This is a genomic window from Brevundimonas faecalis (assembly GCF_040549405.1).
GTDB lineage: Bacteria > Pseudomonadota > Alphaproteobacteria > Caulobacterales > Caulobacteraceae > Brevundimonas > Brevundimonas faecalis.
This window is the reverse complement of the sequence record NZ_JBEPTF010000004.1, coordinates 369,764-392,133: the sequence shown is the minus strand read 5'-3', so window position 1 is coordinate 392,133 and position 22,370 is coordinate 369,764. Positions and strand designations below refer to the sequence as shown.

Sequence of the window (22,370 nt, the reverse complement as noted above, 5' to 3'; positions counted from 1 at the left end):
TCCTGAGGCCAGACTGGCGCGGGGCGTCCACGTCCCGCGCTCTTTTTTTGATGCGAGACTGCGTATGAATCCGGCCGTTCGAAGGGCGATCGCGCCCCTGCTGACTCTGGCGCTGGCCTCGGCCCTGAGCCTGACGGCCGCCTCGGCCCAGGCGGGGGATCAGGCGCCCGCCCTCATACCCCGGCCTGTCGCCTCGACGCCGACCGCCGGCGTCTTCGCCCTGACGGAGGCCGCACCGATCGTGGTTCCGCGCGGCGACGTCGAAGCCGCCCGCGCGGCCGCCTATTTCGCCGATCTGATGCGCCGCACGCGCGGCCTGAACCTGATCGTCCGCGAGGGCGATGCGCCGGTTCGCGGCGCCGTCGTCTTCCGTCGTTCGCAGGGCGGTCGGGCCGACGCCTATCGTCTGGAGGTGACTGGAAACGGCGCCGCTATCGTCGCCGGGGATTTCGGCGGCCTGCTCTACGGCGGGATCAGCCTGTGGCAGCTGGCCACGGCCGAGGAGGGGCAGGGGGCCGCAACCCTTCAGGCGGTCGCTGTCGACGACTATCCGCGCTTCGGCTGGCGCGGGGTCATGCTGGATTCCGCCCGCCACTATCAGTCGCCCGAGTTCATCAAGGGCTTCATCGACTGGATGGCGACGCACAAGCTGAACGTCTTCCACTGGCACCTGACCGACGACCAGGCCTGGCGGCTGGAAATCAAGCGCTATCCGAAGCTGACCGAGGTCGGCGGCTGGCGCGTCCACGCCGGCGCAGCGGCGCAGAACGATATCGATCCGGCGACGGGTCGGCCTCGTCTCTACGGCGGCGTCTATACCCAGGACCAGGTGCGCGACATCGTCGCCTATGCGGCGGCGCGCAACATCGTCGTCGTGCCCGAGATCGACGTGCCCGGCCACGCCAGCGCGGCGGTCGCCGCCTATCCCGAGCTGGGCGTGACCGATGTTCCCGGTGCCGCCGTCACGGCCGTGCCCGCCGACTGGGGCGTCTATCCGACCCTCTTCAATGTCGAGGAATCCACCCTGGCCTTCCTCGAGAACGTCATGGACGAGGTGGTCGCGCTCTTCCCCTCGGAATACGTCCACATCGGCGGCGACGAGGCGGTCAAGGACCAGTGGAAGGCCTCGGCCCGCGTCCAGGAGCGGATGCGCGAACTGGGTCTGGCCGACGAAGAGAAGCTGCAGTCCTGGTTCGTCGCCCGTCTGGAAAAGCGTCTGAACGACCATGGCCGTCGCATGATCGGCTGGGACGAAATCCTCGAAGGCGGCATCAATCCGAACGCCAGCGTCATGTCCTGGCGCGGCGTCGAGGGGGCGATCGAGGCTGCGCGCCTGGGCCACGACACGGTGATGTCGCCCGCGCCAGTCCTCTATCTCGACAACCGCCAGAGCGCCGACGACGGTTCGCCGGGACGCGGCTTCACCTCGACCCTGCGCGACGTCTACAGCTTCGATCCGACGCCGGACGAACTGACGCCGGAGCAGGCCGGGCGCGTGATCGGCGTTCAGGCCAACCTCTTCACCGAACATATGCGGACCGAGGATCGGGTCGAGTACCAGGCCTTCCCCCGTATCTCGGCCCTGGCCGAAATGGCCTGGACACCGCATGAGCGGATGGACTTCGCCGACTTCCGCGCCCGCCTGGACCCGCAACTGGCCCGCTATCGCAGCCTGGGCGTCGACTATGCGACCATCGGCCTGAGCGAGGCGCCGGCCTCGACGCCGCCGGACGGCGAGCGGCGCTATGATCATCAGTTGAAGCTGTGCACCGCAGCCCTGCCGTTGTCGCTGATCGACGACGCCCCGCTGGAAGGCGAGCGTCCGGCCCTGCTGATGGACATCTTCAATCCTTGCTGGATCTACCAGTCGGCCGACCTGAGCCGGGGTCTGAACTTCGAGGCGGCCGTAGGCCAGGTTCCCTTCAACTTCCAGATCGGCGCCGACCGGGAGAAGATTCGCCTGGGCGCGCCGCGCACCCCGGCGGGAGAACTGGAGGTCCGCATCGGCGGCTGCGAGGGCGAGCCGGCCCTGATCATCCCCCTGGCCGAAGCCGCCGGAAACGACGGGATCACCACCCTGTCGGGTCGGCTGCCCGCGCGGGCCGGGCGGCATGATCTGTGCCTGAAGTTCACGCAGAAAGAGCTCGATCCGATGTGGGGCGTCGACTGGGTGAAGGTGTCCGATCCCGCCGCCAAGCATGAGGGCGACTGATGACGGCCGAATTGATCGTCCACGCCCCGATCGACGGCTGGGCCTGTTCCCTGGACGAGGTCCTGGACGAGGCCTTCGCCGGGCGGATAGTCGGCGACGGCCTGGCGCTCGATCCGACGGGGACGACGGTGCGCGCGCCCTTCGACGGGGTGGTGGCGGGCGTGGCCCGCACCGGCCACGCCGTCAGCGTCCGCTCCGACCTGGGGCCGGAAATCCTGATCCACCTGGGGTTAGAGACGGTCGGCCTGAACGGCGCGGGCTTCACCACTCATGTCGCCGCCGGGGCGCGGGTGCGTCTAGGCGATCCCCTGCTGACCTTGGATCTGGACGTGATCGCGGCCGGAGCCAGGAGCCTGATCTCGCCGGTTCTTCTGGCCAATGAGGGCAGGGTGCGCCTGCTGCCCCTGGACCGGTCCGTCGCGGCGGGCGAGCCGATCATGGCCGTTGAGATCGCCGTTGCTCAGGCGAAGGCAGGAGGCGTGGGCGGGGCCGTCCTGAGCCGCACCGTGCGTGCGCCGCTGCCCCATGGCCTGCATGCGCGCCCGGCCTCGCGCATCGCCGCCGCCGCTCGTGACTTCGACTCCCGCATCCGTCTGTCCTTCGGCGAGCGTTCGGCCGAGGCGACCAGCCTGACGGCCATGATGACCCTCGGGCTGAAGGACGGCGACGACCTGATTCTTTCGGCCGAAGGGCCGCAGGCCGAACAGGCGCTGGAGGCTCTGACCGTCCTCATCGCCTCGGGCCTGGGCGAGGGCGCCGCGCACGAGGCGGCGGCGCCCGCCTCGCCGACGCCTGCGGCCCATGCCGCGCCGGAAACAGGCGAGGACGGCGAACTGATCTTCACAGGCGTTACGGCCGCTCCTGGCCTGACCCTTGGCCGGGCCGTGCGCCTGCGTCAGGCCGAGATCGAGGTTCCGGAGCACGGCCGGGGCGTCATGCTGGAACAGGCGGCCCTGCAACAGGCCCTGTCGGCGGTGCGAGGGCGGATCGAGGCCTCGGTGGCGTCGGGCGGGTCGCATCGTCGCGCCATCCTGGCCGCCCACCTGGCCTTCCTGGACGACCCCGGCCTGCTGGCCACGGCGCAGGAAGCCGTCGAGGCGGGGCGCAGCGCGGGCTTCGCCTGGCGCACGGCGACCCAAGGGGGCGTGGCCCTGTTCCGCTCGCTGGGCGATGCGCGCACGGCTGAACGCGCCGACGACCTGATGGATCTGGAGCGCCAGGTCCTGATCGAACTCTCAGGCGAGGCCGCGCCCGCGCCCATGGTTCTGGGCGCCGGATCGGTCATCCTGGCCGACGATCTGCTGCCGTCGCAACTGATCGCGCTGGACGCGGTCAAGGTGGCGGGCCTGTGCACCGCGCGCGGCGGGCCGACCTCGCATGTCGCCATCCTGGCGGCGGCCATGGGCGTGCCGGCCCTGGTGGCCGTCGGCGTCGGGCTGGAAGAAGTCGATGACGGCGCCCTGGTGGTGCTGGACGCCGACGGACGTCGCCTGATCGCCCATCCGTCCGCCGCCCGTCAGGCCCGGGCGCAGAGCGCCGTCGCCGCTCGCGATCGCCGTCGGGCCGAGGCCCGCGCCCTGGCCGCCGAGGACTGCCGCACCGCCGACGGCGTCCGCATCGAGGTCTTCGCCAACCTGGGCGACGCGGCCGAGGCCGCGCCCGCCGTGGCCGGCGGCGCCGAGGGCTGCGGCCTGCTGCGCACCGAATTCCTCTTCCTGGAACGCCAGAGCGCCCCGACCGAGGACGAGCAACTGGCCCAGTACCAGGCCATCGCCGACGCTCTGGACGGACGGCCCCTGGTCGTCCGCACCCTGGACGCGGGCGGGGACAAGCCCTTGCCCTATTTGCCCATGCCGCAGGAAGAGAACCCGGCCCTGGGCCTGCGCGGCGTACGGACGGGCCTGCATCGCCCCGACCTGCTGCTGACCCAGCTTCGCGCCATATGCCGTGTCCGCTCGAAGGGGACGGTCGCGGTCATGCTGCCCATGATCGCCTCCGCCGCCGAGATCCGTCAGGTCCGCGCCCTGCTGGACATCGCCGCGTCCGAGACGGGGACGTCCGCGCCTTTGCTGGGGGTGATGATCGAAACCCCGGCGGCCGCCGTGACGGCGGACCTTCTGGCGCCCCATATCGACTTCGTCTCGATCGGGACCAACGACCTGACGCAATACGCCCTGGCCATGGATCGCCAGAACGCTCATCTCGCGGCCCAGTTGGACGGCTTGCATTCCGCCGTCCTGCGCCTGATCGCCCAGACGGCCGCCGGAGCGGCCGGAACGCGTTGGGTCGGGGTTTGCGGCGGTCTTGCCTCCGATCCCGTCGCCGCGCCCATCCTGATCGGCCTGGGCGTGACCGAATTGTCGGCCGCCCCCTCCATGGTGGCCGAGATCAAGGCCGTGGCCCGCGCCGTGACCCTGGAGGACTGCCGCGACCTGGCGGCCCAGGCCCTGTCGCTGGACAGCGCCGAGGCGGTTCGCGCCCTGGCCGAAGACCGTCTGGCCGCCCTTCTCAAAACCCCTGTCGTCGGAGCGGTCGCATGAAGATCGGACTCTCCAGCCTGCAGCCCCTGGGCCGAGCCCTGATGCTGCCCATCGCGGTCCTGCCCATGGCGGGGCTGCTGCTGCGCCTGGGCCAGCCGGATCTGCTGGACATCGCCTTCGTCTCGGCGGCGGGGCAGGCGGTCTTCTCGAACCTGGGCCTGCTGTTCGCGGTCGGCGTGGCGGTCGGCCTGGCGCGCGACAACAACGGCGCCGCGGGTCTGGCGGGCGTGGTCGGTTTCCTGATCTCGGTCGAGGCGTCCAAGGTCCTGCTGTCTGTCCCGCCGGAGGTCCTGGCGGGGCTTTCCGGCGACGCGGCGGATGCGGCCGCCAAGGCGTTCAAGGATGAGGCCCTGTCCCGTCTGGGCGTGCCCATGGGCATTGTCGCGGGCCTGATCGCCGGCGCCTGCTACAATCGTTTCTCGACCTTCAAGCTGCCGGACTATCTGGCCTTCTTCGCCGGGCGTCGCTTCGTGCCCATCGTCACCGGCCTGGCGGGCCTGGGCGTGGCGGCGGTCGTCGGCCTGAGCTTCGCGGGCATCGACCACGCCATCGACGCCTTCAGTCGCGCCGTCGTCGGTTCGGGCGAGATCGGCCTGTTCGTTTACGGTTTCCTGAACCGACTGCTGATCGTCACCGGCCTGCACCATATCCTGAACAATGTGGCCTGGTTCATCGTCGGCGATTTCAACGGCGCGACCGGCGACCTGAACCGCTTCTTCGCCGGGGACCCCAGCGCCGGAGTCTTCATGAGCGGCCACTTCCCGGTGATGATGTTCGGCCTGCCCGCGGCTTGCCTGGCCATGTATCACGCCGCGCGCAAGGATCGGCGGAAGGAGGTCGGGGGCATGCTCTTCTCCCTGGCCCTGACCGCCTTCCTGACCGGGGTGACGGAGCCGATCGAGTTCACCTTCATGTTCTTGGCTCCGGTGCTCTACGCCATCCACGCGGTCATGACCGGCGTCGCCATGGTGGTCATGGACCTGCTGGGCGTGCGGCTGGGCTTCACCTTCTCGGCGGGCCTGTTCGACTATGTGCTGAACTTCGGCCGCTCGACCCGGCCCTGGCTGCTGCTGCCGGTCGGCCTCGTCTACGGCGGCCTCTATTACGGCCTGTTCCGTGTCGCCATCACGGTCTTCAACCTGAAGACGCCGGGGCGCGACGACGAGCCCCTGGCCAGCACTCAGACCCCTGACGTCGCGGGCGGACGCGCGGAAGGCTTCGTCGCCGCCCTGGGCGGGCCGCTCAACCTGACCTCGGTCGCCGCCTGCACGACCCGGCTGCGCCTGGGCGTCCGTTCACGCGAGGCCGTGGACGAGGCGGCGCTGAAGCGGCTGGGCGCGCGCGGCGTCGTCTCGCCCGGCGCCGGCCAGCTCCAGGTCGTCCTGGGACCGATCGCCGACGCCGTGGCCGACGAAATCCGCGTGGTCCTTTCCGGCCTGGCGCAGGTGGGCGAATCTGCACCGGCCCCGTCGTCGACTGCCGTGAAGACCGCTGAACCGGTTGTCACGGATGCGGCTCCGATCCTGTCGTCCGAGATGCTGCGCGCCCTGGGCGGGGCCGACAACGTGGAGGACCTCAGTGTTCGGGCCGGGCGTCTGTGCGTGCGACTGGTGAGACCGAATTCGGCGGATCTGGTCAGGCTCAAGGCCCTGGCGCCGCGCGGCGTGGTCAGCACTGGCGCCCGCAGTCTGCAACTGCTGGGCGTCTGACTCGGGGTTTCAACGCAAGATCGGAACGTGGTTAGCTGGTTTCGTCTGAAAACGGAGTCAGCCCATGTCCTCGCTTCGGCCCATCGCCCAACTGGACACCCATGAGGTGACGAACCAGCCGCCGCCGCTGGAAGACGTCAACCTGTTCACCGGCGACCGGGCCTTGTTGGAGGCTGTGAGGCGGACGGGCGGCGCGGCGCATGAAGCGCGGCTGACGAACCTGGGCGCACGTTGCGGTTCGGCCGAGGTCATCGACTGGGGCGTTCAGGCCAACCGGGTTCCGCCGGTTCTGGAGACGCACGACCGCTATGGCCGTCGCATTGACGAGGTGACGTTCCATCCGGCCTATCATCAGTTGATGAGCCTCGGACTGGAGGCGGGGCTGGCGTCGGTCGCCTGGGACGGGACGGCGAACGGCCATGTGCTGCACGCGGCCATCCTGTTTCTCACGGGGCAGGCGGATTCGGGGACCAGCTGTCCCATGACCATGACCTACGCCAGTGTTCCGGCGTTGGCGGTGGAGCCGACCGTCGGCGACGCCTGGGTTCCTCGCGTCAGGTCGGGCCGCTACGACCCCGCCGTCCGCCCGGCCGTCGAAAAGGCGGGCGTGACCCTGGGCATGGCCATGACCGAGAAACAGGGCGGATCGGACGTGCGCGCCAACGCCACCCGGGCCGAACCCACAGGCGAAGACGGCTGGTATCGACTGACGGGACACAAGTGGTTCTGTTCGGCCCCCATGTCCGACGCCTTCCTGACCCTGGCCTATGCGCCCGGCGGCATGACCTGCTTCCTGGTCCCGCGCTGGGCACCGGACGGACAGCGCAATGCGGGCTTCCGCGTCATGCGGCTGAAGGACAAGATGGGCGATCGGTCCAACGCCTCGTCCGAGATCGAGTACCAAGGCGCCCTGGCCCAGAGGATCGGCGAGGAAGGTCGCGGCGTGGCCGCCATTATCCGCATGGTGCAGCATACGCGCCTGGACTGCGTGGTCGGCTCGGCCTTGCAGATGCGCGGCGCCCTGGCCCAGGCCGTCTGGCACGCGTCGCATCGTGCGGCCTTCCAGAAGCGATTGATCGACCAGCCCATGATGGCCGCGACCCTGGCCGACCTGGCGGTGGAGAGCGAGGCGGCGACGGCCCTGGCCCTGCGGCTGGCCCAGACCTTCGACGAGCAGGACCCTCTGAGTCGCCTGCTGACGCCCGTCGCCAAATACTGGGTCTGCAAGCGCGCGCCGGGCGTGGCCTACGAGGCGATGGAGAGTCTGGGCGGCGCCGGCTATGTCGAGACCGGCCCCATGCCCCGCCTGTTCCGCCAGTCGCCGCTGAACGCGATCTGGGAAGGGTCAGGCAATGTCATCGCCCTGGATGTTCTGCGCGCCTTCGGCCGAGAGCCCGAATCGGTCGAGGCCTTGCGCGCCTGGCTGGACGGGCGACGGGGTCTCGACCGCATCTATGACGCCTTCCTGGACGAGTTCGACGTGGGTTCTGCTTCGGAAATGGGCGTGCGCAGTCTGGTTGAACGTCTGGCCCTGGCGTCTCAGGCCGGAGTGCTGTTGGAGGCGAAGAGCCCCTTGGCCGAGGCCTTCTGTCGCCTGAGGCTTCAATCGCGCGGGGCCTTCTACGGCGCCTATGAGGCGCAGATCGACGCTCGGTCGATTCTGGATCGCGCCATGCCGGTCTGATCCATCGGCGCAAGGTGCGACGTGATGACCACCCTGTAAGTAAAACTTGCAGGAACGACGATTTCCCTCTGGACGCGAGCTAAGCCGCAATCCTAACCATGGGATGTGACGCAAGACGGAATGAGCTTCAAATTGACCCCCCGCGAACTGGAGATCGTCCGGTTGGCGGGAGAGCGGCTGGGCGACAAGGAGATCGCACAGCGGTTGGGCCTATCGCCGCGCACCGTTCAGAACCACCTGCACCGCGCCTATGAAAAGCTGGGTGTTTCCGACCGTTTGCAGGCTGCGCGGCGTCTGAGTGATTCCTACTCAGGGGAGCCGCTCCCCCTATCCGACCTCCCGATTTCTACGCCAGTTGAACCTGTCATTGCGGCGCCGTCAGCGGCGGTTGCGGACAGGAAAACCCGCTCTGGCCTCTACGGCTGGTACGCGGCGTTGGACGGCTGGCGCCGACCCAGGAAGCTGGGGGGCTCCCTGCTGTGGTTGGTCATCGGCTGGGCCTTGGTCTGGCTGATCTTCATCATGGTCGGCGTCAGCCTCGTCCATCCTGTCCTCGAAGCCTTGAACCGCATGCGATGGCTTGGATTGATGTAAGACGCCCTCGACCTTGATCGAGGTCGTCGTATCCGCAGGGGGCGGGCGCGAGTCATGCGAGCATCAACGGGGTTCCGTGCATCCGCTTCATTTCACATTGTTGATCGCCAATGCGGTGGGTCTGGCGTTGATGCTTCGGCGTGGCGGACCCTTCGATCGCGCGGCCGTCCTGACGATCGTCGGCATGGTGTTGACGACCAGCGTCCTGCAGATGTTCTACGTCCCGGGCATGCTGATCTGGGCGGCTATGCTGGATATTTTACTGTTCTTCTCTCTATGGTTGATCGCAGAGAGGGCGCAGCGGTGGTGGATCGTTTTCTGCGCCGGCTTCGTGCTGATCGCAGTTCTCGCCCACGCCGTTCCCTTCATCGTGATGAAGCGGATGTCCTGGGCCGTGATCACCGTGAACTGGGGGATGTGGACCATGATCAGCATCTCGATCCTCGTCGGTCTGTGGGAAATCGCCGCCGATCGGCGCTTCCTGCGGGAGCGGCGTGATGGCGAGCCGATGGAGCATGGAAGCGGCGCGTGACCTGTTGCGTCGCTGGAGCAACGACAAGGTGGAAACCGCCGTCCGCGCCGGCGGACTGACGGTCAATCTGAATGCTCTGGAGCGCTGGCTTCTGGATCAGCAGCCGACCTCCCTGGCGGAGGCGGAGCGCCTGCTGGATCTGATCACGGCGCATGAGGCGGGCGTCGAGCCGGATCTGGAGAGTCTCTGCCGTGTCGGCGGCGCCGTGCGCAACGACCTGGGGCGCGGCGACAGCCGCGTGGAGGTCAGCTTTGATCCGCAGGCCTCCGGCCCCTTGGCCGGGCGGGCCTGAAAGTCATCTGATGTTGACGTAAGGTCAGGCTTTCGCTGCTTCGACGCGACTGCTAGAGCGCGGTCTCTCACCGCGACGATGCTGTTCCGTCGCTCCGCCCAGCGGTCCTCCTCCCCATGACCTTCTCTGTTCGCGCCGCGTGCCTCGCGTCCGCCTCCTTCGCCGTGCTCGGTCTCGCCGCCCCCGTTCTCGCCGCTGACGACGAGCGCGCGGCGGACGGGGCGATCCAGGTGTCGGAGATCGTGGTGACGGCCCAGCGGAAAGAGCAGCCGCTGGCGGCGGCGCCCTTGTCCCTGACGGTGGCGACCCAGCCCCTGCTGAACGATGCGGGCGTGCGCGACATCAAGGATCTGCAGATCCTGACGCCGGGCCTGGTCGTAGCCTCGACCTCAAACCAGACCTTCACCACGGCCCGCATTCGCGGCGTCGGCACCGTCGGCGACAACCCGGGCCTTGAAAGCTCCGTCGGCGTCATGATCGACGGCGTCTATCGCCCCCGCAACGGCGCCGCTCTGGGCGACCTGGGCGAGGTTGAGCGCATCGAGGTGCTGAAGGGGCCGCAGAGCACCCTGTTCGGCAAGAACACTTCGGCCGGCGTCATCAACGTCGTGACCGCTGTTCCGTCCTTCACGCCTCGCATGACGGGAGAGGCGACGGTCGGCGAGCATGGGACGCGGGGCGGCTCGGTCTCCCTGACCGGCCCGATCCTGGACGAGGTCCTGGCCGGCCGCCTCTATGTCGCGGCCCGTCGTCGCGACGGCCTCTATTCGGTGCGGACGGGCGACGGCCCGCGCACAGCGGACGACGATCAGAACGAAGACTACGACACGGTGCGCGGCCAACTGCTGTGGCGGGCGACGCCCAGGCTGACGGCGCGCCTGACGGCCGACTGGACCGCGCGGGACGAGCGTTGCTGCGTCGGCGTGCAACTGATCACCGGCTCGACGGCGGCGCTGCTGGCGACCTTCGCGCCGGACGGCGGCGTGGCCGCCTCGCCCAGGCCCTGGGATCGGGTCGCCTGGTCCAACCGCGACACCAACACCCGCATCCGCGACCGGGGGGCGGCCCTGCACCTGACCGCCGACCTGGGCTGGGCGACCCTGGAGACGACGTCGGCCGTGCGCGACTGGCGCGGCGTCATCAGCCAGGACTGGGACTTCACCTCGGCGGATTTGGCCTATCGCCCCGACGACGGCAGTTGGTCCAACCGCTTCCGCACCCTGACGCAGGAAGTCCGCCTGTCGGGCGAGCACGGACGGCTGGACTGGTCGACGGGCCTCTTCCTGGCGGACGAGAAGCTGACCCGTCGCGACAGCCTCTTCTACGGCGCGGACTATGAAGCCTATGTCGGGCGCCTGCTGTCGCGCTCGACGGCCAATCCCCTGGGCGATCCGGCCTATGTCTCGACCCTGACGGGCCTGCCGGTCGGTCAGAGCTTCGTCGCAGGTCAAGGGCAACTGGACCGCTATTGGCAGACGGCCCGGTCGGCCGCCCTGTTCGCCCAGGCCGCCTACGCCGTCACCGACCGCCTGACCCTGACGGCGGGTCTGCGCCGCACGCATGAGACCAAGGACATGGACGCGGCCTATGCCAACACCGACGGCGGCCGCGCCTGCGCCGCCGCACTGGGGCGCGGCGTGACCAACGCCACCCTCTGCCTGCCCTGGTCCAACCCGGCCTTCAACGGCCTGAAATCTTCGGACACGGTCAAGGATCAGGCCTGGACGGGCCTGGCCCGCGTCGAGTTCCGGGCGGGCGAGGCGACCCGTCTCTACGCCTCCTGGTCGCGAGGCCGGAAGAACGGCGGCTTCAACCTGGATCGCGGCCAGACCAACATGATCCCCGACGTTTTGCGATCCTTCCCGGCGGAAACCGCCGACGCCTGGGAGGTCGGGGTCAAGAGCGTCCTGCTGGATCGTCGCCTGCTGGTCTCGGCCGCGGCCTTCCGTCAGACCTATGACGACTTCCAGCTGAACACCTTCCTGGGGACGACCTTCCTGGTCCGCTCCGTGCCCGAGGTTCGCGCCAAGGGGGTGGAGGCGGACTTCATGCTGACCCCGTTCGAGGGCCTGTCGCTGCAGGGCGGCCTGACCTACGCCCAGACCGAATACGGTGATGATCCTGTGCCGGGCCTGCCCCTGCTGGCGGGACGTCGCCTGGCCTTCGCCCCCCTGTGGAGCGGCTCCCTGGCTGGAACCTATGAGCGTCCGGTCGGCGCGGGCCTGACCGGACGCATCACCCTGGCGGCCAAGTATTCGTCGGAATACAACACCGGCTCCGATCTTGATCCCGGCAAGAGCCAGCCTGGCCACTGGCTGGTGGACGGCCGCGTAGCCCTGGCGCGGGACGAGGCCTGGAGCCTGGAGCTGTGGGGCCGGAACCTGTTCGATCAGGACTATCGCCAGGTCGCCTTCGGCGCGCCCTTCCAGAGCGGAACCCTGGGCGCTTTCCTCGGCGCGCCGAGGACGGTGGGCGTGACCTTGCGGGTGATGCGCTGACCCGGGTGGCGCCGGGCGTGGAAATCCCCATGTCCGGCGTCGCCATTCATGGAGAGACGGCATGACCCAGACGCGCGGCAAGACCCTGACCGGAGATGTGGAACTGGACGGCGTGACCTTCGTCGACTGCCGGTTCGAGGGCGCGCAACTGATCTTCCGGGGCGGAACCCCGCCGAACTTCCAGAACTGCCGCTTCGACCGGACGCGGTTCGCCTTCCTGGATCAGGCGGCCAACACCCTGCAGCTGGTGCGGGCCATGGCGCAGCCGCAGTCGAACATGCGCGGCGTGGTCCTGGGCCTGATCCCCGAACTGACGCAGTAGAGATCAGTCGGCCCTGCGGGCCTTTTCGCGAGCGGCGCGTTCGGCCTGGCCCCGCCAGCCGTAGCCTTCGCCGTGCTTGCCGACGCTGACGAAGGTGGCTTCCTCGGCCTTGTGGAAATATTGCTCGGCCACCATCCAGCCCTTGAAGGGGCGCAGGACGCCCAGGCACATCAGGGCCAGGATGGGGAAGGTGACGGCGAAGTGCACCCAGATCGGCGGGTGGACGTTGAACTCGAACAGCATGAAGCCGATCATGCCGACCACGCCCACGGCCGACATGACGAAGAAGGCCGGGCCGTCCGCCGGATCGGCGAAGCCGTAGTCCAGGCCGCAGGCCGGGCAGCTCTCGCGGATCTTCAGATAGCCCTCGAACAGCGGCCCTTCGCCGCAGCGGGGGCAGCGGCAGCGCACGCCGGTCTTCAGCGTGTTGAGCGGGGGATAGACGGGATCAGACACGAGACGCTTTCCTGAACAACGGCGCGACATGACGTCGATACGCCGATGTCGGATTTTCCGACGCGCGCCGCAAGCGGGTGTTTTGTCCTACCCGTCCCCCGCCCGATCGACGTTCGCGGTTTAACCGGCGTTAACCGCGATTAAAGCCCTTGGCGGCAGCATGGCGGCCGATGTCCGGGGCAACCGCCAGCAAGCGCGTTCTGAAGACGACCGTGGCCGCTGCGGCCGCGGGCGTGGTCGTGCTCGCGCCCCTGTCGCCCCACGCCGAGTCCCAGGCCCGCACCGGCGATCCGGTCGAGATCCGCGTCGGCGTCAATCCGGTCTTCACCAAGGTCGAGTTCGCCGGGGTCGTCGGCGCCCGCGCCCGCGTGCGACAGGAGGGCCGGGTGGTGGTCGTCCGCATCGGCACGACGGCCGCGCCCGACGTCAGCCGCCTGCGCGTCGATCCGCCCAAGGGGGTGGAGAAGATCGAGACCCGTTCCACGCCGGGCGGGACCGAGCTGGTCCTGACCCTGGCCGAGGGCGCGGCCGCCAGCACGGGCTCGGCCGACGGGGCGGTGTGGCTGAACCTCTATGCGCCCGGCCCGCGCGCCGACGGCAGCCGTCCCTCGCCCGTTCCGGCCGGGGGCGTCGTTCCCGTCGCGGCCGAGATCAAGGACGAGGCGACCAGCCTGACCTTCCGCTGGGCCGCGCCCGTGGGCGCCGCCGTCTTCCGACGCGGGGAAGCGGTCTGGGTGGTGTTCGACGCCGCTGCCCGCATGAACATGCCCAAGGGCGTACAGGCCGGGGCCGCCGCCAAGGCGCGCTGGGCCGCGGGTCCCGATTTCACCGCCATCCGCATTCCGGCCGCCGAGGGACAGGCCGTCTCCGCCCGCGCCGACGGCGCCGCCTGGGTCGTGACCCTGGGCGGCATGGCGCCCTCGGTCAGCGGCGTGGACATAGAGCGCGACGACACGGCGCAGACGGCCCTGACCGCGCGCATGGCCGGGGCGACCCGCACGATCTGGCTGACGGACCCCATGGTCGGCGATCGTTTCGCCGCCGTCACCGCCCTGGCGCCCGGCAAGGGGCTGCGGACGGGGCGGCGCACGGTGGACCTGAACCTGCTGCCGACCGCCCACGGCCTGGCGGTTGAGACCCCGACGGACGACCTGACCGTCAAGGCCGAGGGGGACGTGGTCGTCCTGTCCCGCCCGAGAGGGCTCAGCCTGTCGCCCCCGACCGTGGGGCTGGAAGCCGCCGCCCACGCCGACACCGCGCCCAAGGCCGCGCCGCGCCCAGCCCTGATCCTGGCCGACTGGGGCGGATCGGAGGAGGGGGGCTTCATCGCGCGACGCGCCCAACTGCAGGAGGCGGCCGAGCGCGAGAGCATGCGCGCCGTGGACGATCCGCGCGCCCCGATCGAGGCCCGCCTGGCCCTGGCGCGTTTCCTGGTCGGCAACGGCCTGGGCTATGAGGCGATCGGCGTCCTTAACGCCCTGGTCAAGCAGACCCCCGCCATGCAGGGCGTGGCCGAGGTGCGCGGACTGCGCGGCGCGGCCCGCGCCTCCATCGGCCGCCTGGACGAGGCCGAGGCCGACTTTTCCTCTTCCGCCCTGGCCGGCGATCCCTCCACCCGGGTCTGGCAGGGCTATATCGCGGCCCAGCGCGGCGACTGGGCCACGGCGCGCCAGGGGTTCGCGGCGGGCGCCGGCGTGGTCGACGGCTTCAGCCCCGAATGGCGGGCCCGCTTCGGCACGGCCCACGCCCTGGCGGCGGTCGAGACTGGCGACCTAAACGCCGCGCGCGAATTGCTGGCCTATGTCTTCAGCCAGCCGGAGATTTCGGCGCCGGACCAGTTGGCCGCCCGCCTGGTCCAGGCCAAGCTGTTCGAGCTGGAACAGACCCCCGACCGGGCCCTGGCCCTCTACAAGGCGGTGGCGCGCGCCCCGCTGGACGGCGTTTCCACCCCCGCCCGTCTCGGCGTGGTGCGCCTGGAAATGGCCAAGGGAACGCTGAAGCCCGATCAGGCCGCCGCCCAGCTGGAGGCGCTGAAATGGCGCTGGCGCGGCGACATGACCGAGTTGTCGGTCATCCGCACCCTGGGCGAGCTCTACCTGTCCCAGGGGCGCTATCGCGAGGCCCTGACCACGCTGAAGGCGGCGGGGCGCAAGATCATGACGCTTCCGGGCGGCGACAAGCTTCAGGCCGATCTGGACGGCGCCTTCCGGGCGCTCTTCCTCGACGGGGCGGCGGACGGCCTGCAGCCGGTCCAGGCCCTTGCCCTCTTCTTCGACTTCCGTGAACTGACGCCGGTCGGCGCCGACGGGGACGAGATGGTGAGGCGTCTGGCGCGACGCCTGATCGACGTCGATCTGTTGGATCAGGCCGCCGAACTGCTGAAATACCAGGCCGAGAACCGGCTGGACGGGGTGGCGCGGGCTCAGGTCTCGACCAATCTGGCGACCGTCTACCTGATGAACCGCCAGCCGGAACAGGCGCTCCAGGCCATCTGGTCCTCGCGCACCACCCTGCTGCCCACGGCCATGAACGCCGAGCGCCGCGCCCTTGAGGCTCGCGCCCTGATGGAGTTGGGGCGCTATGACCACGCGCTGGAGGTGCTGGGCAAGGACGCCTCGCCCGCCGCTCGCGACGTGCGAGCCGAAATCCTGTGGAAGCAGCAACAGTGGGGCGCGGCCGCGGCCCTCTATGAACAGCAGCTCGGCAATCGTTATCGCGACACGGTCATTCCCCTGACGGCGGACGAGGAAAGCCGGCTGATCCGCGCAGGCGTCGGCTATTCCCTGGCCCGGGACGCCGCCAGCCTGAACCGGTTGTCGCGCAACTATTCCGGCTTCGCCGACGGCGCGCGCGCGTCGGGCGCGATCCGCATCGCCCTGGCGGGGCTGGACGGCGCCGACGGTTCGGGCCGGCCCCAGGACTTCGCCGCCCTCAGCGCCGGGGCCGACACCTACGCCGGCTGGATCGCGCAGACCAAGGCCCAGTTCCGCGAGCGGACGACGCCACAGAAAACGGGCGGAGACCGTCCGGCCCCCGCCCGTCCACAAGCGGCCGCGGCCGCCTGATCTTTTCGGTTTCCCCAAGACCTCACGCGTGGCGTCAGGCGACTTGAGGAAGGTCGGCTCCCATTCTTTCGACGCGAGGCGTTGAAGAAGCGGGGAGCCATGGACCCTGCTTGAGGGTCCGAAGGCTTAGCCGTTGACGGCGTCCTTCAGAGGCTTCGACACGCGGAAGCGCACGGCCTTCGAGGCGGCGATCTTGATGGTCGCGCCGGTGGCCGGGTTGCGGCCTTCGCGCTCAGCGCGCTCGGCGGTGTCGAAGACGCCCAGGTTCGAGATGCGAACGTCCGAGCCCGAAACCAGGCTCTTGTGGATGTTCTTGACGATCGCGTCGAGGACGCGGCCGGCGTCGGCCTGCGAAACGCCCGCGTCCTTGGCGACGGCGGCGATCAGTTCGGCTTGAGTGGTCATGAGGGTTTTCCCAAAGGTGGTCGCCCGATTCCCGGGCGAAGACCTCCGGATCAACACGTGTTTGCGCCGGCTTTGCAAGCCCGGATGACGCTCAAAGCCCCTGAGGCTGGGGATTTATCCCGTTCCGGAGGCCCGCTGGAAGCTTTCGACCAGGCTTCCGGCGACCAGTCTCCACCCGTCCACCAGGACGAAGAAGATCAGCTTGAAGGGCAGGGAGACCACCACCGGAGGCAGCATCATCATGCCCATGGACATGAGCACGCTGGCGACCACCAGATCGATCACAAGGAACGGAACAAAAAGAAGAAATCCGATCTCGAAGGCCTTCTTCAGCTCGCTGATCATGAAGGCCGGAGTGACCACTCGCAGGGGCAGTTCCTGCATGTCGCGCGGGGGCTCGATTTTCGACAGGCGTGTGAACAGAGCCAGGTCGTCGCGGTCCACCTGGGCCAGCATGAAGGTTTTCACAGGTTCCGACGCCGCATCGAAGGCCTGGGGCAGCTCCATCTGCTGATCCATCAGGGGGCGGACCCCCGAATCATAGGCGTCCTGCCAGGTCGGGGCCATGACGATGGCGCTCAGGAACAGGGCCAGGGAGACCAGGACCGCGTTGGGGGGCGACTGCTGCATGCCCAGGGCCGTGCGCAGCAGAGACAGGACCACCACGATGCGGACGAAGCTGGTGGTCATGATGACGATGGAGGGCGCCAGGGACAGGACGGTCATCAGGCCGACCAGTTGAACCACCCGCTGGGTCAGACCCGCGCCGGTGCCCAGGTCGATGTTGATGGCCGAGCCCGACTGGGCGGCCTGGGCCGCCTCCTGCGCCAGGGCGCCCAGGGGCCAGACAAGGCACAGGGCGGTGGTGATCAGCGACAGGAGGGCGGCGCGTTTGAGCTCGGCGCGCGTCGGCAGGCCGAGGAGGGCGGGGCGGTTCATTGGGCGTCTCCCGTCTGGCGCGGTTCAACCAGTTCGCGACCCTCGCCCAGGAGGATCAGCCGTTCCTCGGCGTCCACCCGCACCAGGACCAGGCGGCGGGACGGATCCAGGACCAGGGTCTCCAGCACCTGCAGCCGCCGCGCTCCGCGCTCGGCCTGCAGCTTCGCCATCAGCTGCGGCGCGTAGCGACGCGCGGCCCAGGCCGCCAGGCCGATCAGGCCCAGGGTGATGGCCAGGCCGAACACCGCCCGGAACAGGTCGAGGAAATTCATGCGAGATCTGAGCCCCGGCAGCGCGCACAGGTGCGCCGCTTCGCCCGCACGTTTCGCGGCTCGTGGTTAACGGCGCGTTTAGAAACGCGGGATATTAACCATGCAGGCGGCAAATTCTGCCGATCGAACCGCATGAAGGGGACCGGAGTGTCCGTCACCGACCTGCCTCTGCTGAACCAGATCAAGGGCCGCCTCGGCTGGCTCGATGATCGTCAGCGCGTGATCGCCCAGAACGTCGCCAACTCCGACACGCCGGGCTATGTCGCGCGCGACCTGAAGACGCCGACCGACTTCGCCGAGGCCCTGCGTTCGGGCGGCGGTCTGCGGATGGCGGCGACCAATGCGCGGCACCTTTCGCCGCCGGGCCAGCCGGCCCGGTTCGAGGCCGTCAGCACGCCGGATTCCGAAACCACCCTGGACGGTAACTCGGTCGTGGTCGAGGAGCAGATGCTCAAGATGGCCGAGAGCCGGATGGCCTATGACGCCGCCATCGGTTTCTACCAGAAGTCCATGCAGATGATCCGCCTGGCGGCCAAGAAGCCCGCGGCCTGATCCCGGAGACGACTGACCCATGCCCGATCCAATCAACAACCGTCCCGTCACGCCCCGCAACACCGCCATGGCCGTGGCCTCCAGCGCGCTGAAGGCCCAGCAGTCGCGGATGCGCATCATCGCCGAGAACATCGCCAACGCGGAATCCACGGCCAATGTCGCGGGCGGCCAGCCCTATCGCCGCCAGACTCCGGTCTTCCAGGCGCGCAACGTCGACGGAGCGACCGGCGTCGTCCTGGCCGAGGTCCGACCGGACCAGAGCGATTTCCGCATGGAATACGACCCCTCGCACCCGGCGGCCAACGCCCAGGGCTATGTCCAGCGGCCCAATGTCGACACCCTGGTCGAGGCCATGGACATGCGCGAGGCGCAGCGCGCCTACGAAGCCAACCTGAACGTCATCGAGACGGCGCGGAACATGGAGTCCCGCACCCTCGACATCATCAAGAAGTAAGGCCTGACCCATGAATCCCATGATGGCGGCCAAGGCCTATGCGGCGGTTCAGGGCGGGGCCATGCCCACCGCGACGCCGCCCAGCGCGGCTTCGGCGGCGCAGGGGCCGGGCTTTTCCGAACTGCTGCAGAACGTCATGACCCAGACGGCCCAGCAGACGCGCGGCGCCGAAACCCAGATGAGCCAGATGGTCCAGGGCCAGGGCAATCTGATCGACGTCGTCACGGCTGTGTCGTCCGCCGAGGCCTCGCTGGAAACCGTCATGGCCGTGCGCGACCAGGTCATCTCCGCCTATCAGGAGATCATGCGGATGCCGATCTGAGGGGGGGCCTCCTTCCGCAGACATTCAGGCCGAGCCTGATCTCACTCGTTCAGAATGATGCGATGAGGTTGCCCGTCTATGGGGTAGCAGTACACGCCGCTTTCCGTTTCTGTTTCCCATGCATAGGCATAGCCGCGGTTCTTGATCTGACCGACGCCGCAGCGATGCATACTCTTCGGTTGTTGTTGCCGGCTGGCGCGGGCGCCGTGATAGCCGGCTTGTTCCAGCGCGGCCTCAGCAGCTTCCACCCGGTCGCGATTGGGACGCGGACCAAAGTAGCCAATAGCGAGCACGATCAGAAGGCAGAGCAGGAACCAGCCCCGTTTCGCGTGTTTTTTCAGATTTTGGCGCATATTGACCGCTTAGTCCGCCAGATAGCCCGAAGCCTCCACGAAGGCTTGAACCGCCGCCGGATCGGAATAGTCCAGCTCGATCATGGTCTTGAGCGCGGTCGCCTTGTCCGGGGCGCGGTCGTAATAGCCGCGCGTGACGGCGTAGCCGACGTAGTAGCCCAGGTCGCGCACCCCGAAGGCGTTGTCGGTGCTGTTGTAGAGCCAGCCGCTGAAATCCTCGCCCGCCATGTCGCGGCGGAAGGCGGCCTTGATGGCGAGATCATTGGCCGGACCGTAGGCGACATAGGCGAGGTCGGGCATCCGTCCCGTCACCTGTTCCGCCACGAAATCGGCCACGCCCTCATAGACGGCCTGCGCCAGCAGGCTGCCGCGCTCGCCGCCTTGCTGGGTGTGAACCACCTCGTGCACGGCCAGCAGATCCAGGTTTTCCAGCGGCTTGCTGGCGAAATAAGAGGCGAAGAAGCGCTGCAGGCCCGGCGGCATTTCCGAGATGTCGACGCTGGCGTCGCCCGTGGCCATCTCAACGCCCAGCAGCACCTTGTCGCCCTGGGTGGTTCCGGCCGAGCGCAGTGCGCCGACCTCGAAATAGATCGCGGCCGGACGCAGGTCGGGATAGAGGGTCTTGAAGCGTTCCAGGTGGCCCTCAAGTCGCGTCAGAGCGCCCGCCGCCAGCGCCGTGCGCGGTCGCACCGAGTCCCAGTAGGCCGGATAGGCGCGAATGGCGTTCAAATAGGTGTCGGCCGTATAGCCCTTGGCTTCCATGAAAGCCGCCAGGCCCGGCGTGCCCTGGTCGATATAGAGGCGCTGGAAGGCCGCCTTTTGGGCTTCGGTCGTGTCCGCCGCGCGCACGGCGTCATAGGCGGTCCAGAAGCGGGCGACGTCGCCGTCTTCCAGGCGGATCGGCGTGGTCTGCGCCAAGGCGCTCGTGGCCATGAAGCCCAGGCTGATCGCCAGAATCCACCGACGCATGACTGCTCCCCTTAAAACTGAAGCTGTCAGAAGGCGGCTGGCGGCCGGGCTGTCAACTGAAACGCCCGTTATGTCCGGTCGACTCGACGTGCCTTGAGTGGTGCGTTGCCGTGTCGCGTCGCCGCCGTCTGGACAGGACCCGCATCCATGCGTTTCTCTCGACCAAGGCGATTGACGGAGCTTCCCGATGTTGAAGACCCGACGCGGCGGATGCCATTGCGGCGACGTGCGTTTCGAGTGCGAGATCGACCTGGCGCCCGAAGGACAGCGCTCGCCGCCGCCGCGTCCCGGGATCTGGTGGACGACCACCTTTCGCTGCAACTGCACCTTCTGCCGCAAGACCCGGATGTGGAAGGTCTTCACCACGCCGGAGCGCTTTCGCGTGACGCAGGGCGAGGAGAAGCTGGTCGAGTATCGGCACGGCGCCTGCGAGATCCAGCATGTCTTCTGCGGCCGCTGCGGCCTGCACCCCTTCGCGCGCGCCAGCTTCGAGCCCCTGGGCGGCGACTTCGTCTGCGTCAACATCGCCTGCCTGGACGACGTCGATCCGCAGGAACTGGAGGCGACGCCGATCGTCTATGAGGACGGGATAAACGACGCCTATGACGTCGCCCCGCGCTTCACGGGCTATCTCTGAGAACGCCTTCATCAGGCGGACGGAGGATCGAACCTGCTTCCCGATGGTTTTCTTTCCTGAACAAGGGAGAGAAGGACATGCTCAGCGACAGGAATTCCTCGGCCATCGTCGGCGTAACCGATCTGGAACGGGCGCGGGTCTTCTACTCCGACGTTCTGGGCCTGAACCTGGCCGATACGGCGATGGACGGCGTGCTCGGCTATCGCACCGGCAACACCTGGCTGAGCGTCTATAGATCCGACTACGCCGGGACGAACAGGGCCAACGCCGTCGTCTGGGATGTGGGCGTCGAGATCGACGACATCGTCGCCGACCTCAAGGCCCAGGGCGTGGTCTTCGAGCACTACGACCAGATGGAGTCGGACGGCGACGTCCATGTGTCCGGCGGTCTGCGTCTGGCCTGGTTCAAGGATCCGGACGGCAACATCCTGCACCTGGTCGGCGGCGCCTAGCCTTCGAGCGAGATCACCGGCTCCTTGATGGTCGCCCGGGCGTGGCCGCGTTTCTTCAGCCAGGCGCGGATGCGTTTCTGGATTGGATTGTCGACGCCGTAGTGGAACAGAAAGGCGAAGACGAAGGCTGCGCCCACGCCCATGACCCACAACAGCCAGCGCCAGGCTTCGCCCAGGTTCAGCCTGTTCGACGTGGCCTCGGCCAGGCCGAACCAGCCGATCCGCACCACCTCGTTCGAGATGAACATGGAGAAGGAGACGACGGCCGCCTGTTCGATCAGCTTGGACGGCTTCTTCACCGGCACGGCGCCCGCCGCCAGGATGATGATGGAGATGAAGACGAGGGAGATCAGGGCGTGCTTGTCGAAATACTGGACGATCGCCAGGGCGACCGAGGCCAGCAGCAAGGCCCACCCGGCCAGGCGCGGATTGATCCAGACGCCTTGCGCGAACCAGGCCAGACCCATGCCCAGGATGAACAGGGGCAGGGCGCGCCAGATGCCGAAGGCCAGGGGCATCTGATAGGTCGGATACTTCAGGATCGCCCAGCACAGCTCATTGGCCGCCAGATAGCCGACGATCACCAGGCCAAGCGCTGTCCACGGTCCGACCTGCGTCAGGCCGCGCAGCACCCAGGGGAAGACCAGGTAGCAGCCCAGTAGGGCCGAGATCGACCAACTGGGCGCGTTCCAGCCCAGACCGCCGTGAACCCCGAACGACTGCACCAGGGCCAACTGGGCCGGAAGCTGATCCCAGGCGAACCACTCGGGATGGCTGGGCGGCAGGCCGATGGCCGTTCCCAGCAGCACCATGGCGACCAGCAGGCCGCCCATGATCAGATGGGCCGGATAGACTCGCAGCGCTCGTTTCAGGAAGAAGTCGGTCTTCGACATCCGCCCTCCGGCGACCGAGGCGCCGTAGACGCGCATCAGCACATAGCCGCTATCGATCAGGAAGAAGTTGGTCAGCAGGAAGCCGCCGCGCTCGAACACGGGATGGACCGCCGCCGCCAGGGGGACCGGCGCCGAGGCCTGGAAGTGGTGGAGGATGATCAGCCCGGCCACGATGAACCGCAGGGCGTCCAGCCATCCGCCCCGCATGATGGGCGGTG

General features: G+C 68.5%; 22 protein-coding genes. 15 read left to right on the top strand and 7 right to left on the bottom strand.

Annotated features, from left to right (window positions below; translation table 11 throughout):
- Positions 1-64: 64 nt before the first annotated feature.
- The 9 genes from ABIE19_RS15240 to ABIE19_RS15200 all read left to right on the top strand — a co-directional run bounded on the left by ABIE19_RS15240 (position 65) and on the right by ABIE19_RS15200 (position 12,383).
- On the top strand, positions 65-2,212 hold the full coding sequence (locus tag ABIE19_RS15240; RefSeq protein WP_354090066.1) for a family 20 glycosylhydrolase: 2,148 nt from the start codon (positions 65-67) through the stop codon (positions 2,210-2,212).
- A complete protein-coding gene (gene ptsP / locus ABIE19_RS15235) occupies positions 2,212-4,752 on the top strand; it encodes a phosphoenolpyruvate--protein phosphotransferase (protein ID WP_354090065.1) in 2,541 nt (846 codons plus the stop codon). The genes ABIE19_RS15240 and ptsP overlap by 1 nt, the downstream gene beginning before the upstream one ends.
- Positions 4,749-6,461: an N-acetylglucosamine-specific PTS transporter subunit IIBC gene (nagE, locus tag ABIE19_RS15230; RefSeq protein ID WP_354090064.1), complete on the top strand. Its 1,713-nt coding sequence runs from the start codon at positions 4,749-4,751 to the stop codon at positions 6,459-6,461. Before ptsP ends, nagE begins: the two co-directional genes overlap by 4 nt.
- A 64-nt stretch (positions 6,462-6,525) precedes the next feature.
- On the top strand, positions 6,526-8,145 hold the full coding sequence (locus ABIE19_RS15225; protein WP_354090063.1) for an acyl-CoA dehydrogenase family protein: 1,620 nt from the start codon (positions 6,526-6,528) through the stop codon (positions 8,143-8,145).
- A gap of 120 nt (positions 8,146-8,265) precedes the next feature.
- The gene (locus ABIE19_RS15220; RefSeq protein ID WP_354090062.1) at positions 8,266-8,739 is read left to right on the top strand and encodes a helix-turn-helix domain-containing protein; all 474 of its coding nucleotides are present in this window, start codon (positions 8,266-8,268) and stop codon (positions 8,737-8,739) included.
- 13 nt (positions 8,740-8,752) lie between these two features.
- Entirely contained in the window at positions 8,753-9,271 is a 519-nt protein-coding gene (locus ABIE19_RS15215; protein WP_354090061.1) for a hypothetical protein, read from the top strand.
- Positions 9,237-9,563, top strand: coding sequence for a hypothetical protein (locus ABIE19_RS15210; protein WP_354090060.1), 327 nt, complete (start codon positions 9,237-9,239; stop codon positions 9,561-9,563). Before ABIE19_RS15215 ends, ABIE19_RS15210 begins: the two co-directional genes overlap by 35 nt.
- A 116-nt stretch (positions 9,564-9,679) precedes the next feature.
- On the top strand, positions 9,680-12,061 hold the full coding sequence (locus ABIE19_RS15205) for a TonB-dependent receptor (protein ID WP_354090059.1): 2,382 nt from the start codon (positions 9,680-9,682) through the stop codon (positions 12,059-12,061).
- Between the two features lie 61 nt (positions 12,062-12,122).
- Positions 12,123-12,383 (top strand): hypothetical protein, encoded by a 261-nt coding sequence (locus ABIE19_RS15200; RefSeq protein WP_354090058.1) that lies wholly within the window; start codon positions 12,123-12,125, stop codon positions 12,381-12,383.
- Positions 12,384-12,386: 3 nt separating this feature from the next.
- Here ABIE19_RS15200 and ABIE19_RS15195 read toward each other — a convergent pair whose 3' ends face one another.
- Positions 12,387-12,758, bottom strand: a complete 372-nt coding sequence (locus tag ABIE19_RS15195) for a DUF983 domain-containing protein (RefSeq protein WP_376854899.1) — start codon at positions 12,756-12,758, stop codon at positions 12,387-12,389.
- A 293-nt stretch (positions 12,759-13,051) separates the two neighbouring features.
- Between ABIE19_RS15195 and ABIE19_RS15190 the strand changes: the two genes are divergently transcribed.
- The gene (locus tag ABIE19_RS15190) at positions 13,052-15,904 is read left to right on the top strand and encodes a tetratricopeptide repeat protein (RefSeq protein ID WP_354090056.1); all 2,853 of its coding nucleotides are present in this window, start codon (positions 13,052-13,054) and stop codon (positions 15,902-15,904) included.
- Positions 15,905-16,030: 126 nt separating this feature from the next.
- Here the strand turns inward: ABIE19_RS15190 and ABIE19_RS15185 are convergent, their stop codons facing one another.
- The 3 genes from ABIE19_RS15185 to ABIE19_RS15175 form a co-directional block, all read right to left on the bottom strand.
- Entirely contained in the window at positions 16,031-16,309 is a 279-nt protein-coding gene (locus ABIE19_RS15185) for an HU family DNA-binding protein (protein ID WP_105564062.1), read from the bottom strand.
- 114 nt (positions 16,310-16,423) lie between these two features.
- Entirely contained in the window at positions 16,424-17,248 is an 825-nt protein-coding gene (fliP, locus tag ABIE19_RS15180; RefSeq protein WP_354090055.1) for a flagellar type III secretion system pore protein FliP, read from the bottom strand.
- Entirely contained in the window at positions 17,245-17,520 is a 276-nt protein-coding gene (locus ABIE19_RS15175) for a flagellar biosynthetic protein FliO (protein ID WP_354090054.1), read from the bottom strand. The genes fliP and ABIE19_RS15175 overlap by 4 nt, the downstream gene beginning before the upstream one ends.
- Before the next feature lie 147 nt (positions 17,521-17,667).
- Here ABIE19_RS15175 and ABIE19_RS15170 point away from each other — a divergent pair, with 147 nt between their 5' ends.
- From ABIE19_RS15170 to fliE, 3 genes are read left to right on the top strand one after another with little or no spacing between them, the layout of a single operon-like run.
- A complete protein-coding gene (locus tag ABIE19_RS15170) occupies positions 17,668-18,072 on the top strand; it encodes a flagellar basal body protein (RefSeq protein ID WP_354090053.1) in 405 nt (134 codons plus the stop codon).
- 19 nt (positions 18,073-18,091) lie between these two features.
- Complete coding sequence (gene flgC, locus ABIE19_RS15165) at positions 18,092-18,526, top strand: flagellar basal body rod protein FlgC (RefSeq protein ID WP_354090052.1); 435 nt, start codon at positions 18,092-18,094, stop codon at positions 18,524-18,526.
- 10 nt (positions 18,527-18,536) lie between these two features.
- The gene (gene fliE, locus ABIE19_RS15160) at positions 18,537-18,848 is read left to right on the top strand and encodes a flagellar hook-basal body complex protein FliE (RefSeq protein WP_354090051.1); all 312 of its coding nucleotides are present in this window, start codon (positions 18,537-18,539) and stop codon (positions 18,846-18,848) included.
- A gap of 41 nt (positions 18,849-18,889) precedes the next feature.
- On the opposite strand, the gene ABIE19_RS15155 is transcribed toward fliE, so the two are convergent.
- Positions 18,890-19,201, bottom strand: coding sequence for a hypothetical protein (locus tag ABIE19_RS15155; RefSeq protein WP_354090050.1), 312 nt, complete (start codon positions 19,199-19,201; stop codon positions 18,890-18,892).
- Between the two features lie 9 nt (positions 19,202-19,210).
- A complete protein-coding gene (locus ABIE19_RS15150; RefSeq protein ID WP_354090049.1) occupies positions 19,211-20,170 on the bottom strand; it encodes a DUF2268 domain-containing putative Zn-dependent protease in 960 nt (319 codons plus the stop codon).
- A 187-nt stretch (positions 20,171-20,357) separates the two neighbouring features.
- On the opposite strand from ABIE19_RS15150, the gene ABIE19_RS15145 reads away from it, so the two are divergent.
- Positions 20,358-20,807, top strand: a complete 450-nt coding sequence (locus ABIE19_RS15145) for a GFA family protein (protein ID WP_354090048.1) — start codon at positions 20,358-20,360, stop codon at positions 20,805-20,807.
- Between the two features lie 77 nt (positions 20,808-20,884).
- Entirely contained in the window at positions 20,885-21,259 is a 375-nt protein-coding gene (locus ABIE19_RS15140; RefSeq protein WP_354090047.1) for a VOC family protein, read from the top strand.
- Here the strand turns inward: ABIE19_RS15140 and ABIE19_RS15135 are convergent.
- A complete protein-coding gene (locus ABIE19_RS15135; RefSeq protein ID WP_354090046.1) occupies positions 21,256-22,359 on the bottom strand; it encodes an acyltransferase family protein in 1,104 nt (367 codons plus the stop codon). The genes ABIE19_RS15140 and ABIE19_RS15135 overlap by 4 nt on opposite strands.
- Positions 22,360-22,370: the final 11 nt, after the last annotated feature.

Bases quoted from the DNA above. Each gene is read 5' to 3' on its own strand.
- ABIE19_RS15200 (WP_354090058.1), top strand. From the start codon at position 12,123: ATGACCCAGACGCGCGGCAAGACCCTGACCGGAGATGTGGAACTGGAC.
- ABIE19_RS15135 (WP_354090046.1), bottom strand. From the start codon at position 22,359: ATGCGGGGCGGATGGCTGGACGCCCTGCGGTTCATCGTGGCCGGGCTG.
- ABIE19_RS15185 (WP_105564062.1), bottom strand. From the start codon at position 16,309: ATGACCACTCAAGCCGAACTGATCGCCGCCGTCGCCAAGGACGCGGGC.
- ABIE19_RS15155 (WP_354090050.1), bottom strand. From the start codon at position 19,201: ATGCGCCAAAATCTGAAAAAACACGCGAAACGGGGCTGGTTCCTGCTC.
- ABIE19_RS15225 (WP_354090063.1), top strand. From the start codon at position 6,526: ATGTCCTCGCTTCGGCCCATCGCCCAACTGGACACCCATGAGGTGACG.
- nagE (WP_354090064.1), top strand. From the start codon at position 4,749: ATGAAGATCGGACTCTCCAGCCTGCAGCCCCTGGGCCGAGCCCTGATG.
- ABIE19_RS15240 (WP_354090066.1), top strand. From the start codon at position 65: ATGAATCCGGCCGTTCGAAGGGCGATCGCGCCCCTGCTGACTCTGGCG.
- ABIE19_RS15140 (WP_354090047.1), top strand. From the start codon at position 20,885: ATGCTCAGCGACAGGAATTCCTCGGCCATCGTCGGCGTAACCGATCTG.
- ABIE19_RS15145 (WP_354090048.1), top strand. From the start codon at position 20,358: ATGTTGAAGACCCGACGCGGCGGATGCCATTGCGGCGACGTGCGTTTC.
- ABIE19_RS15220 (WP_354090062.1), top strand. From the start codon at position 8,266: ATGAGCTTCAAATTGACCCCCCGCGAACTGGAGATCGTCCGGTTGGCG.
- ABIE19_RS15175 (WP_354090054.1), bottom strand. From the start codon at position 17,520: ATGAATTTCCTCGACCTGTTCCGGGCGGTGTTCGGCCTGGCCATCACC.
- ptsP (WP_354090065.1), top strand. From the start codon at position 2,212: ATGACGGCCGAATTGATCGTCCACGCCCCGATCGACGGCTGGGCCTGT.
- flgC (WP_354090052.1), top strand. From the start codon at position 18,092: ATGCCCGATCCAATCAACAACCGTCCCGTCACGCCCCGCAACACCGCC.
- ABIE19_RS15150 (WP_354090049.1), bottom strand. From the start codon at position 20,170: ATGCGTCGGTGGATTCTGGCGATCAGCCTGGGCTTCATGGCCACGAGC.
- fliP (WP_354090055.1), bottom strand. From the start codon at position 17,248: ATGAACCGCCCCGCCCTCCTCGGCCTGCCGACGCGCGCCGAGCTCAAA.
- ABIE19_RS15205 (WP_354090059.1), top strand. From the start codon at position 9,680: ATGACCTTCTCTGTTCGCGCCGCGTGCCTCGCGTCCGCCTCCTTCGCC.
- ABIE19_RS15210 (WP_354090060.1), top strand. From the start codon at position 9,237: ATGGCGAGCCGATGGAGCATGGAAGCGGCGCGTGACCTGTTGCGTCGC.
- fliE (WP_354090051.1), top strand. From the start codon at position 18,537: ATGAATCCCATGATGGCGGCCAAGGCCTATGCGGCGGTTCAGGGCGGG.